This is a genomic window from Kitasatospora saccharophila, from assembly GCF_039529925.1.
GTDB lineage: Bacteria > Actinomycetota > Actinomycetes > Streptomycetales > Streptomycetaceae > Kitasatospora > Kitasatospora saccharophila.
Genome location: NZ_BAAANS010000005.1, coordinates 1 through 12,124, shown reverse-complemented (window position 1 = coordinate 12,124; position 12,124 = coordinate 1). Strand labels below are relative to the sequence as shown.

Here is a 12,124-nt window from a genome sequence, read left to right as displayed (position 1 = left end):
CGCCGGGGGCGCCGCGGGCCGGGAGCCGGTCGGGCCGCGGGCGGCAGAGCGCGTCGGGCCGCGGGCGGAAAAGCGCGACGGGCGGGAGCGCGCCGATTCGCTGCCCCTGCCCGTCGCGGTCCCTGGTCGGCGTCAGCGCGCCGCGTGCGCCCCCGGGGAGGTGCGCTGCTGCTCGGCGGCCGCCTCGGCGGCCTCCAGCTGCTCCTGGGTGGGCTCGGGGAGCGCCGCCAGGTAGGCGGAGGCGATCAGCTGGCCCACCGTCGGGTAGGCGCCGATCGGAGCGGCGCTGGCGCAGCCGGTCTCCTCGGCCGCGGTGGCCAGCAGCTCGGGATCGGCCTCCGGGCCGATCACCAGCGGGGCCAGCGCGGGGCGCTCGGAGCCGGTGGCCCGCAGGTGCGCCACGGCCGCGGCGACCGAGCCCGGCACGTCCAGCGCGGCCGGGACGACCGGGACCGCCAGCCGGGAGGCCAGCAGGACGCCGGTGATGCCCGCCGAGGCGGCCGCCTCCTCGCCGCCGACCGTGGTCAGCACCACGCCGTCGGCGGCGGTGGCGATGGCGAACAGTCGGGCCCGGTCGGCCCGGGCCAGCCCGGCCTCGGACAGCCGCACGTGCACGGCCTCGGCCAGCAGCGGGTGCGGGCCCAGCGGGTCCAGCACCCGGGCGCCGGTCTCGGCGGCCAGCTTGTGCAGTTCGGGCAGGAAGTCGTGCGGCCCGGGCACCAGCGGGACGACCAGCGGCGCGGGCTGCCCCGACTCGGCGGCGGCCGCCAGCAGCTCGGCCACCGTCGGCGCGTCCTCGCCGCCCAGGTAGGCCGCCGTCACCTCGATGCCCGACTGCTCGGTGCGGACGATGGACAGCAGCTCCTCGACGACCGGACGGTTCTCCGGCCCGGCGGCGGTCGGAACCGCCAGCACCAGGGCAGGCGAACCGGCCATGATCTCGGGGCGCTCGGGACGGCGGTGGCGCCCCCGCGCACGGGAGCCTGGCGTACGGACGGGCAGTGGCGCGCCCGGGATGGCTGCGGTGCTCATGCGCCAGATCGTAGGACATGTCCCCGCGCGCGTTGCAGTCGGATGCCGACAGCGGGCGGCTTTCGGTCGGGAAGTGACAGTGATCACAGTGCGAATCGTGACTGCCTGTGAACCGCGTTGTAGGGGGTGAAGATCGACAACGCGCTGACGGCTGTGTGCGGACGGTCATGGAGTGACTGGCGTTTCGCCCGGCTGTGTCCGCTTACGCACCGTCAATTACGCTGCTGTGAAGGCTTGGTGACGGCATCAGCACGTTCCTCTGCACGGGAAATTTCCCATGCTGATGCACGTGCAGGGGGGTTATCATCACGTCAAGTGAGGCATTCGCCAGGCTCTGGGGAGAAGACAATGCGTGAGGCGTACAACGGCATGGCGGCGACCGACCTGGACGGGGTGGTCTGGCAGAAGAGCCGTCACAGCAACTCGAAGGGCAACTGCGTGGAGTTCGCCGCGCTGCCGAACGGCGACGTGGCGATGCGCAACTCGCGCTTCCCGGGGGGCCCGGCGCTGGTCTACACCCGGGACGAGATCACCGCGATGCTGCTCGGCGTGAAGGACGGGGAGTTCGACCACCTGGGGGGCAACCCCTGACTGGGCTCCAACTCCCGTCCACCCGGGCCGTCGTGGGATCCATCCGCGACGGCCTCCGTTGTTCCGGGCGGTGCCCCGGGCGGTGGCCGTCGCGCTGACGGTTCGTCAATTCGACGGTTCGGCAAGGGATTTCGCCACGGCGGAGGCGGGGGTCGTCGACGGTTTCCGGTCAGGCGGAACGGCGGTGCCGACCGGAGTTGGACAGCAGATCGGGGCCCGGCACGGCCGCGTGGGTGTCGAACAGCGCCCAGACCACCTTCCCGGCGCCGGCCAGCGGGTGCCAGCCCCAGGAGCGGGAGAAGGAGTCCACCAGGTGCAGGCCGCGGCCGGACTCCGCCACGAAGTCGGCCTCCCGGGCGATCGGGCCCGCGCTGGACGGGTCGCTGACCGCGCAGACCACCTGCGGGGAGCGGTGCACCAGGCTGATCCGGATCGGCAGCGACTCGGCGGCCGCCGACGGACCGCTCTGCGCCGGGACGCGGGACGGCTCGCTCTGGCCGAGGGCGTGCCGCAGCGCGTTGGTCACCAGCTCGGAGGTCACCAGCGCGACGTCGTCGAAGATCTCCCCCAGGCCCCAGCCGTCCAGCGTCCGCCTGGTGAACTCCCTTGCGGTGCGCACCGCTTCGAAGCGGGGAGCGAGGGTGCAGCTGACCACATGAGGGTCGGTCGCCAGGACCGTACCGGTGCTCATGAAGAGCTCCTCCCATAAGGGGGCGGACACGGCGGGACCCACCGGGGTCATGCCGGTCACCTCCGACTCGCTCGGCCGTCGGGCCGCCGGGTCGACCGGTCCGCACACACAAGTACCCAGCGACGCGCGGGCGTTGCCGGGAGGGTGTGCGGGTTCGCGCATGGGGTCGACGCGGAGCCCGCGGGATTGCCAGGGCGTGCAAGTGCACGTGCACCATGGTCCTCTGCGCTCACGGCAGATGCAAGAGTCGATTCACGTGCAGTCGTGCGATTGGCATATGCATGGCCCGGATGCACGTGCAAGATGGACCCCGGAGTGGCCGAAGCGGTAGCACGCCGCACCACTATCGGCACTCAGTGCGCCCGAGTGATGGCAGACTGTGCAACTGGTCCGTCCAAGTGGAGGTTTGGTCCGATGACCACAGTTCAGCCCGGCGGGGGCTCGATGGTGCGCCGCATCCTCCTCGGCTCCCAGCTCCGTCGGCTCCGCGAGGGCTGCGCCATCACCCGCGAGGACGCCGGCTACGCGATCCGGGCCTCCGAGTCCAAGATCAGCCGGATGGAGCTCGGCCGGGTCTCCTTCAAGGAACGGGACGTCGCCGACCTGCTCAGCCTCTACGGGCTCTCCACCGGCCCCGACCGCGAGGCCCTGCTGGCGCTGGTCCGCGAGGCCAACAAGTCCGGCTGGTGGCACAGTTACAACGACGTGCTGCCCAACTGGTTCCAGACCTACATCGGGCTGGAGGAGGCCGCCGCGCTGATCCGCACCTACGAGGTGCAGTTCGTCCCCGGCCTGCTCCAGGGCGAGGACTACGCCCGGGCGATCTTCGCGCAGAACCGGCCCGCCCTCGCCGAGGAGGAGATCACCCGCCGCGTCGCCCTGCGCACCCGCCGGCAGAAGCTCCTCACCGAGGGACGCGGCCCCAAGCTCTGGGCCGTCATCGACGAGGCCGCGCTGCGCCGCCCGGTCGGCGGCCCCGAGGTGATGCGGGCCCAGTTGGAGCACCTGGTGGAACTGGCCCAACTCCCCAGCGTGGTGCTCCAGGTGATGCCGTTCCGGTTCGGCGCGCACGCCGGCGAGAGCGGCGCCTTCTCGGTGCTGCGCTTCCCCGAGCAGGACCTCCCCGACGTGGTCTACGTGGAGCAACTCACCAGCGCGCTCTACCTGGACAAGCGCGACGACGTCGACGAGTACCTGCAGGTGATGGAGCGGCTGTGCGTGGACAGCCTCACCCCGCAGCAGACGCTCGACCTGCTGCAGTCGATCCTCAAGGGCCAGTAGCCCGACGGCCGGGGCGGCCCGGGCGGGCGGCTCCGGGGCGGACGGCACCGGCGCGGACGGCGTGCGCCGGTGCCCGGGGGGCGCGCGGCCGGTGCGGCCGGTGCTCCCGACCTCCCGGCGCCCGGTGGCGGTTCGGTCTCGCCGCCGCCGCCCCGATTGACCGTGGCCCGCCGAACTGCCATGGTGTCTGCTCCGAAGTCCGCACCGCCCGTCCGGGTCGGTGCGGACGACGCGTGCCGGCTCCACCAACACGGGGGTTTGGTGGAGCCGGATTCCGACACACTGCCGGAGCGCGCCGGGCGGCGAGGGGTCGACCGCCCGGGGGTTCCTCAGTGCTCCACCCGCACGCCTTCCGCCGTCCGCGCGCCCGCCGCGCCCTCGGTGGTTCCCGCGTTCGTGCCGCCCGCGCTCGTGCTCTCCGCGTGGTCGGCCGTCGCGCGGCCGGAGCGGAGCGCGCCGGTCAGCGCGACCAGCAGGCCGAGCGCGGTGGTGCCCGTCACCAGCAGCAACGCGGGCCGGTAGCCCGCCAGTTGGGCGTGCGCGTCGGTGCCCCCGGCGCTGCCCGCGGTGAGCACCGCGGTGGTGACCGCCAGCACGATCGCGCCGCCGACCTGGAGCGCGGTGTTCACCAGGCCCGAGGCCAGGCCCTGTTCGTCGTCCGCCACCCCGGAGGTCGCCGCCACGTTGATCGAGGGGAAGGCCAGCGCGAAGCCGGCGCCGATCAGCAGCATGCTCGGCAGCGCCAGGTCGAGGAAGCCGCTGTGCTCGTCCAGCCGGAGGAACAGCGCGTACCCGAGCACCATCGAGGCCACGCCGACCGGCAGCACCCGGGCCGCGCCGAACCGGTCCAGCAGCCTGCCGACGGCACCCGCCGAGAAGGCCACCACCGCGCCGCCGGGCAGCAGCCCGAGCGCCGTCTCCAGCGCCGACCAGCCGAGCAGCCGCTGCAGGTACAGCGTGGCCACGAACTGGAAGCCCGCGTAACTGCCCATCAGCGTCAGCGCCGTCAGGTTCGCCCGGCGGACGCCCGCGTCGCGGAAGATGCCGAGCCGGACCAGCGGGTGGGCGGTGCGGGTCTCGATCAGCAGGAAGGCCACCGCCAGCGCCACCACCAGCAGCAGCGACCCGACCGTGCGCGGCGAGAGCCAGCCCGCGCCCTGGGCCTCCGTCACCGTGAACACCAGGAGCAGCACCGCCGCGGTGCCGGTGATCGCGCCCGCCACGTCGTACCCGCCGGAGGCGCGGTGCTCGTCGCCGCGCCGGGGCAGCAGCTTGACGCCCGCGGCCAGCGCGATCAGGGCGACCGGGACGGGCATCAGGAAGGTCAGCCGCCAGCCCGCCGAGGTCAGCAGCCCGCTGATCACCAGGCCGAGCGAGAAGCCCGCCGCCGAGCAGGTGGTGTAGATCGACAGCGCCCGGTTGCGGGCCGGGCCCTCCGGGAACGTGGTCGTGATGATGGAGAGGCCGGCCGGCGCGGTGAACGCGGCGCTGACGCCCTTCAGGAAGCGGGCGCCGATCAGCAGCGGCCCGCTGTCCACCAGCCCGCCCAGCAGCGAGGCGGCGGCGAACACGGCCAGCGCGACCAGGAACACCCGGCGGCGGCCGAGCAGGTCGGCCGCGCGGCCGCCGAGCAGCAGCAGCCCGCCGTAGCCGAGGACGTAGCCGCTCACCACCCACTGCAGGGCGGAGTCGGACAGGTGCAGGTCGGCGCCGATGGACGGCAGGGCGACGCCGACCATCGAGACGTCCAGCGCGTCGAGGAACATCGCGGCGCAGAGCACCACCAGGGCGCCCCACAGGCGGGGGCTCCAGCGTCCGTCGGTCACGGGGGAGTCGGCCAGTGGGGTGTCGGCGGATGGTGTGCCGGTCGGGCGGGCGTCGGCCGCGGAGGCGTCGACCTCGGGGGTGCGGATCACGGTCGTGTCGGTCATGGCACGGAACGCTACATGCATATGCATGAGATGCAAGTGCATTTAATGTGAACGCAACAGATGTGCGTGCATGTGCTACGGTGGCGGCGTGACCGACTTCGACCCAGACCGCGACTCCGCCGCGGAGACGGCGCTCGGCGAGCAGTGGCGCGCCCTGCTGGCCCGCCACGCGGCCACCTCCTGCGCCATCGACCGCGAGCTGGGCGAGGCGTTCGGGCTCGGCGTCAGCGAGTTCGAACTGCTGGAGCGGCTGCGGGAGTTCGAGCTGGATGAACCCGGGCACGGCGAGCGGGCGCAGGCCCTGGCCAACACCGTCCACCTCAGCCAGAGCGCGTTCTCCCGGCTGGTCGCCCGGATGGAGAAGGCCGGCCTGGTCCAGCGCACGCACTGCGTCGACGACCGGCGCGGCATCTACATCGCGCTCACCGGGGAGGGCCGCGAGCGCTACGCCAAGGCCCGCCCCGTGCACCGGAGGATCCTCGCCGAGACGCTCGGCTCCGAAGGCTGAAGCAACATCCGGGGCCGGGCCGGGGCCGGAAGCTGGATCGAGGCCGGGCCCGGGTCGGGGGAGCGCCGGGCCGAGCGGCCGTCAGCCGTCCCGCCCGGCCGGGCTCAGAGCAGCGCCGACAGCCCCGGCGCCACCGCCAGCAGCGCCGCGCCCAGCGGGGCCGCCAACGCCGCCAGCGTCCAGCCCAGCCGGGCCGGCACCGGCAGCCGGGGCTCGCCCAGCAGCAGCCGGTCCACCCGGGCGGGGGACTGCGCCAGCTGGGCCGGCGGGCAGGAGGCGAACACCGAGCTGTTCAGCTCCGCCAGCGCCAGCGCCGTGGTCACCCGCCCGTGCCGCCGCGCCGCCCGGTCGTCCGCCGCCAGCTCCACCAGCACCGTCACCTGGTCGCGGAACGCGGAGAACACCCCCACCCCCGGGAAGCCGGTGGCCAGCGCCTGCGCGCACTGCGCCAGCCAGTGGTGCCGGGCCCGGACGTGGCCGCGCTCGTGGCTCAGCACCGCCGCCAGCTCCCGGTCGGACAGCTGCTGCAGCGCCCCCGTGGTCACCACCAGCCGGGCCCGCGGCCCCGGCAGCGACCACGCCTGCGGCCGGACGTTCTCCAGCACCACCAGCGGCTCCCGCACCCGGCGCCGACGGGGCAGCAGCGAACTCGGCAACTCCGGGGCCCGGCTCACCAGTTGGGCGTGCCGGTGACCGCGCTCCGCGCGCGCCGAGCGGATCTCCCGGGCCAGGGACACCGCCGTCCACAGCCCGCCCGCCGCCAGCACCGCCGCCGACAGCCGGCCCCAACCCTCCAGGCCCGCCAGCCCGTACGCGTCCTCCACCCCGGCCGGGGCGCCGGTGAACACCGCGTCCCGCCAGCCGGGCAGGGCGGCCGCGCTCGCCAGCAGCAGGCTCAGCAGGCAGCACAGCAGCACCGCGACCACCAGCATCTGCCACACCAGCAGGGCCAGCACCGGTTCGCGCTCCGGCCAGCGGGCCCGGGCCAGGCGGCTCGGCGCCACGGTGGCGAGCAGTAGTCCGAGCAGCAGCAGGCTCAGCAGTGCCGTCATGGCAAGGGTCTCCCCGAGGGAGGGGGCGGGGGCGCGGCGGTGCGCCTCCCCCAACCTATGCCGCCACACGTCCGGGCGGAACGCCCGGGTGGGTCCAGTGACCAAGAGCACGCCCGGACACCGCCCCCGACGCCCCGTCAGCCCGCGCCGGGCGCGGGCCACCGCACGTCCGCGCGGCTCACATCGACAGCAGCATCGCGAACATCCCGATCCCCATCGCCGCCCGGCAGGCCCGCGGCAGCGGCGCCCCCACCGGGCCGCCCGCCCCCGCCGGGCCGCCCACCGCCAGCACCCGGCTGCCCTCCCAGAGCGCGTACGCCCCGAAGTACACCAGCAGCGCCCCCGTCAGCACCGGCAGCCCGCCCGGCTGCCCGTGGTGCCCGCCGTGCCCGCCCGGCGCGCCGCCCCCGCCCGCCATCGCCAGCGCCATGTACGCCATCGCCAGCGCGCCGATCCCGTGGTGCAGCCGGTGCACCCGCAGCCCGGCCCCGCGCCCGGCCAGCGCGCCCACCAGCAGCACCGCCGCCAGCAGCGCGTACGGCCACCCCCAGAACACCCCCGGCAGCAGCGCCATCCCGGCCATGCCCAGGCCCATCGCGGCCTCCAGCACGTCCGACTCCCGGCGGGCCCGGTGGTGCCCGCCGCAGGCCGGATCGGCGCTCCAGCGGCGGACCCGCCACCCGCAGTAGCCGCCGCTGCCCGCGGCCAGCGCCGCCAGCAGCCAGCTCACCAGCGCCGGACCGTGCATCGCGTCCCCCTCCGTGCCCTCGGCACCGGACCCGCCGGACCGGGCCGCCCCTCCCACGATCACCGACCCCGCCCGGGCGCAGCAGGGCGTGAACGGGGGCGCACCGAGGCGTGACCGCTCGGGCGCGCACCGTGAGCGCCCCGGTGGCGGGCCCCCCGACCCCGGGGGATGGTCGGGGCAGACCGACCGCCCCGCTCCCGTCGGCGCCGGAACTGTCCGTTTCATCCAGCGTGGCGGGAACGACGGAGGGCGGTACTACGAACTGGAGCATCTTCCGTCCGAGTGACCTTGAGCCGGAGAACCTTTCGCATTTAACGTGGTCCTGTCGAAATAACTCCTGTCGAAGTGAGCCTGTGATGCAGAATCTTTCGCCGACGCTCGCGCTCGCGGGCGACGCCCACAGCACCGCCGCCCACGCCACCGGTCCGGCCGCCGACCGGAGCGCGGGCCCGGCCGGCCACCCCGCCTGGACGCGCCTCAAGGCCGCCGTCGAGGCGCTCCGGCCGCTGCAGTCCAAGGACGGCTCGATCGACCTCGCCGCCGTGCCGCGCGCGGACGTCGACCCGCTGGTCGAGAGCGTGCAGGAGGCCGTCGCCGAACTGGCCCCGCTCTTCCCGCACGACGCCGACTACCTGGCCGCCGTCCGCGCCGACCTGCGCAAGTGGGCCGACACCGGCTACCGCGAGCCCGACTTCCTCGACTCGCTGCTGGCCTTCCGCCCGAACGAGCACCGCGTCGACGGCACCGGCCACCTGGTGGTCTTCCCGATGTACACCCAGAACGGCAACCCGGACCGCAACCTGGAAGCCGTCCTGCTGAAGGTCGTCTGGCCCGAGTGGATCGCCGAACTGGAGCGCACCCGCTTCGACAACCCCGGCTACCTCGGCATCGCCTTCGAGGACTTCACCGCCGGCTACGACACCAACTCCGCGGTGCTCTTCCCCGAGACCGTGGCCGTCCGCGAAGCGCCGGAACGTTTCACCTGGGGCGGCATCTTCTGCGACCGCGAGGCCGCCCGCTTCCGCGCCGTCACCACCAGCGCCGTCCGCCAGCTCGGCCTCGACATCCCCGCCGACGCCGCCGGACTGCTCGACGACCAGGACCGCACCCAGCAGACCTTCGTCCTGTGGGACCTCGTCCACGACCGCACCCACAGCCACGGCGACCTGCCGTTCGACCCCTTCATGATCAAACAGCGCAGCCCGTTCTGGATGTACGGCCTCGAAGAGCTCCGCTGCGACCTCAACACCTTCAAGGAGTCGGTCCGCCTGGAGGCCGAGGGCCACCCCCAGGGCCGCGACGTCCAGTACGCCATCCTCTTCGACCGCCTGTTCCGCTTCCCGGTCAGCGGCGACCGGGTCCGCAACTACGACGGCCTCGGCGGCCAGCTGCTCTTCGCCTACCTGCACAAGCACGACGCCCTGCGCTGGCGCGACAACCGGCTCACCATCGACTGGGCCCGGGTCGCCGACACCACCAACCAGCTCTGCGCCGAGATCGAGACCCTCTACCGCGACGGCATCGACCGGCCCAAGACCGCGCACTGGATCGCCGCCTACGAACTGGTCTCCCGCTACCTCACCCCGCACCCCGCCTCCACCTGGGCCAAGGGCCCCGAGGCGCTCCCGCTCGACCTCGCCGACGACAAGGCACTGCGCAAGGCGCTGTGCGACGCCGTCCACCCCGACGAGTTCCCGCTCAGCATGTTCTACGAAGCACTCGCCAAGAAGCTCGGCCGCGTCATCGCCGGCACCAAGGGCATCACCGGCACCAGCACCCAGGAGGCCGCCGCATGAGCACCCCCCGCCCCGCAGCCCGCCCCCTCGACGGCAAGGTGATCGCCGTCGCCGGAGCCAGCGGCCCGGCCGGCCGGGCCACCCTGCGCCGCCTCGCCGCCGACGGCGCCACCGTCATCGGCGCCGACATCGACCAGCACCGGCTGGACGCCGCCCTCGCGACCGTCCGCGACGCCGTCCCCGGCGCGGACCTGCACGGCCAGGTCATCGACCTGCTCGACCCGCAGGAGGTGCACGACTGGGCCGACCACCTGGAGGCCGAACACGGCCGCGTCGACGGACTCCTCCACCTGGTCGGCGGCTGGCGCGGCAGCAAGACCTTCTTCGACTCCCGGATCGACGACTGGGACTTCCTGCACGACACCGTCGTCCGCACCCTCCAGCACACCTCGCTGGCCTTCCAGCCCGCCCTGCTCCGCAGCCCCGCGGGCCGCTACGCCATGGTCTCCGCCGCCGCCGCGCACCGGCCCACCGCGGGCGGCGCCGCGTACGCCGCCGCCAAGGCCGCCACCGAAGCCTGGACCCTGGCGATGGCCGACTCCTTCCGCAAGGAGACCACCGCCCCCGACGGCGACCCCACCGCCGCCGCCGTCATCCTGGTCATCAAGGCCCTGGTCAGCCCCGAGATGCGGGCCGAGAAGCCGGACGCCAAGTTCCCCGGCTTCACCGACACCGCCGACCTGGCCACCACCCTGGCGTCCCTCTGGGACCGCCCCGCAGCAGAACTGAACGGACAGCACCTGTGGCTGACAGCCCGATGAACCCCGCCACCTCCGCCTTCGGCCCGACCGACGCGGTGCGGCACCACGACCCCGCCGTCCGCGGTTTCGCCAGCGACAACTACGCCGGCGTCCACCCCGAGGTGCTCGCCGCGATCGCCCTGGCCAACGACGGCCACCAGGTCGCCTACGGCGAGGACGCCTACACCGAACACCTGCAGGCCGTCTTCCGCCGCCACTTCGGCGACCGCGCCGAGGCGTACCCCGTCTTCAACGGCACCGGCGCCAACGTCGTCGCCCTCCAGGCCCTGCTCCCGCGCTGGGGCGCGGTCGTCGCCGCCGAGAGCGCCCACATCAACGTGGACGAGGGCGGCGCCCCCGAGAAGCTCGCCGGCATCAAGATCCACACCGTCCCCACCCCCGACGGCAAGCTCACCCCCGCCCTGATCGACCAGCAGGCCTGGGGCTGGGGCGACGAGCACCGCGCCCAGCCGCTCGCCGTCTCGATCACCCAGTCCACCGAGCTCGGCACCCTCTACACCGTCGACGAGGTCCTGGCGATCTGCGAGCACGCCCACGAACGCGGCATGCTCGTCCACATGGACGGCTCCCGGCTCGCCAACGCCGCCGCCTCCCTCGGCGTCCCGTTCCGGGAGTTCACCACCGACGCCGGAGTCGACGTCCTCTCCTTCGGCGGCACCAAGAACGGCCTGCTGCTCGGCGAGGTCGTGGTCGTCCTCGACCCCGACAAGGTCCGCAACCTCAAGTACCTGCGCAAGATGTCGATGCAGCTCGCCTCGAAGATGCGCTTCGTCTCCGTCCAGTTCGAGGCCCTCCTCACCGGTGACCTCTGGCTCCGCAACGCCGGCCACGCCAACGCGATGGCCCGCCGCCTGGAAGCCGCCGTCCGCGACGTCCCCGGCGTCACCGTCGTCCGCCCCGTCCAGGCCAACGCCGTCTTCGCCCTCCTCCCGCGCGAGGTCAGCGAGCGCCTCCAGAAGCGCTACCGCTTCTACTTCTGGGACGAGCACACCGGCGAGGTCCGCTGGATGGCCGCCTTCGACACCACCGAGCAGGACATCGACGCCTTCGCCGCCGCGATCGCCGAGGAGATGGCCCGCCAGGACTGAGTCGGCCCGCACGGCTCGTCGGCTACGCACGCCGGATCGGGGACGGGACGCCGTTTGCACCCGTCGTCGATCCGGCGTAGTGTTGACTGGTCGCTCGGCAGGGAGCACCGGACACGCAATCCGTGTGGACGGTCCCGGGGCGGCCAATCCCCTGAGAAACCTAGTTCGATGATCCGTGACGGGTCGCGTTGCTTTTCGCGTCCCCGTTCGCTTTTTCGGCGTGCGCTTTTCCGGAGATTGCGGCCGATTCGCTTTACGGAGCGGGGATCGGCTAGAGTTTGAAACGTCGGACGGAGCGTCAAGCTGCGGAAGACGAAAGCGAGTCGGGAAAGAGCACGAGCTCGGATCTGATAAGCTGGGAAGACGAAAGAACGAAGGCCCGGAGGGTCCGCAGGAATGCGGCTCGAAGGAAGCATCCGTTCCTTGAGAACTCAACAGCGTGCCAAAAGTCAACGCCAGATATGTTGACATCCCCGGCCAGCCGGTATCGGTTGGTTGGAGATTCCTTTTGAAGTAAAACACTAGCGAGGACGCAGTGCGCGGGGCCGCCTTATTCCGGTGGTTGCCGTGCCGCTCCCCGTGGAGACATTCACGGAGAGTTTGATCCTGGCTCAGGACGAACGCTGGCGGCGTGCTTAACACATG

Annotated in this window: 11 protein-coding genes; 6 read left to right on the top strand and 5 right to left on the bottom strand. The window is 73.2% G+C overall.

Translation table 11 applies throughout. The annotated features are described in order from the left end of the window. Positions 1–132 precede the first annotated feature (132 nt). Positions 133–1,032, bottom strand: a complete 900-nt coding sequence (locus tag ABD345_RS05330) for a sirohydrochlorin chelatase (protein ID WP_344550588.1) — start codon at positions 1,030–1,032, stop codon at positions 133–135. A 348-nt stretch (positions 1,033–1,380) separates the two neighbouring features. Here ABD345_RS05330 and ABD345_RS05325 point away from each other — a divergent pair, with 348 nt between their 5' ends. Continuing rightward, a complete protein-coding gene (locus ABD345_RS05325; protein WP_344550587.1) occupies positions 1,381–1,623 on the top strand; it encodes a DUF397 domain-containing protein in 243 nt (80 codons plus the stop codon). Positions 1,624–1,792: 169 nt separating this feature from the next. Here the strand turns inward: ABD345_RS05325 and ABD345_RS05320 are convergent, their stop codons facing one another. Next, positions 1,793–2,314 (bottom strand): ATP-binding protein, encoded by a 522-nt coding sequence (locus tag ABD345_RS05320; protein WP_344550586.1) that lies wholly within the window; start codon positions 2,312–2,314, stop codon positions 1,793–1,795. A 414-nt stretch (positions 2,315–2,728) separates the two neighbouring features. Between ABD345_RS05320 and ABD345_RS05315 the strand changes: the two genes are divergently transcribed. Next, positions 2,729–3,595 carry a helix-turn-helix domain-containing protein gene (locus ABD345_RS05315; protein ID WP_344550585.1) on the top strand — a complete coding sequence of 289 codons (867 nt, stop codon included), beginning with the start codon at positions 2,729–2,731 and terminating at the stop codon, positions 3,593–3,595. A gap of 329 nt (positions 3,596–3,924) precedes the next feature. On the opposite strand, the gene ABD345_RS05310 is transcribed toward ABD345_RS05315, so the two are convergent. Beyond that, entirely contained in the window at positions 3,925–5,526 is a 1,602-nt protein-coding gene (locus tag ABD345_RS05310) for an MFS transporter (protein ID WP_344550584.1), read from the bottom strand. 88 nt (positions 5,527–5,614) lie between these two features. Here ABD345_RS05310 and ABD345_RS05305 point away from each other — a divergent pair, with 88 nt between their 5' ends. Beyond that, positions 5,615–6,034, top strand: a complete 420-nt coding sequence (locus tag ABD345_RS05305; protein WP_344550583.1) for a MarR family winged helix-turn-helix transcriptional regulator — start codon at positions 5,615–5,617, stop codon at positions 6,032–6,034. Between the two features lie 104 nt (positions 6,035–6,138). On the opposite strand, the gene ABD345_RS05300 is transcribed toward ABD345_RS05305, so the two are convergent. Both ABD345_RS05300 and ABD345_RS05295 read right to left on the bottom strand, forming a co-directional pair. After that, positions 6,139–7,086, bottom strand: a complete 948-nt coding sequence (locus ABD345_RS05300; protein WP_344550582.1) for a M56 family metallopeptidase — start codon at positions 7,084–7,086, stop codon at positions 6,139–6,141. Positions 7,087–7,264: 178 nt separating this feature from the next. Further along, entirely contained in the window at positions 7,265–7,834 is a 570-nt protein-coding gene (locus ABD345_RS05295; RefSeq protein ID WP_344550581.1) for a DUF5134 domain-containing protein, read from the bottom strand. Between the two features lie 356 nt (positions 7,835–8,190). Between ABD345_RS05295 and ABD345_RS05290 the strand changes: the two genes are divergently transcribed. Genes ABD345_RS05290 through ABD345_RS05280 form a run of 3 tightly spaced genes read left to right on the top strand, consistent with a single transcriptional unit; the run spans position 8,191 to position 11,479 of the window. Beyond that, complete coding sequence (locus tag ABD345_RS05290; RefSeq protein WP_344550580.1) at positions 8,191–9,630, top strand: DUF6421 family protein; 1,440 nt, start codon at positions 8,191–8,193, stop codon at positions 9,628–9,630. Further along, positions 9,627–10,391 carry an SDR family NAD(P)-dependent oxidoreductase gene (locus tag ABD345_RS05285; RefSeq protein WP_344550579.1) on the top strand — a complete coding sequence of 255 codons (765 nt, stop codon included), beginning with the start codon at positions 9,627–9,629 and terminating at the stop codon, positions 10,389–10,391. Before ABD345_RS05290 ends, ABD345_RS05285 begins: the two co-directional genes overlap by 4 nt. Continuing rightward, entirely contained in the window at positions 10,388–11,479 is a 1,092-nt protein-coding gene (locus ABD345_RS05280; RefSeq protein ID WP_344550747.1) for a threonine aldolase family protein, read from the top strand. The genes ABD345_RS05285 and ABD345_RS05280 overlap by 4 nt, the downstream gene beginning before the upstream one ends. Positions 11,480–12,124: the final 645 nt, after the last annotated feature.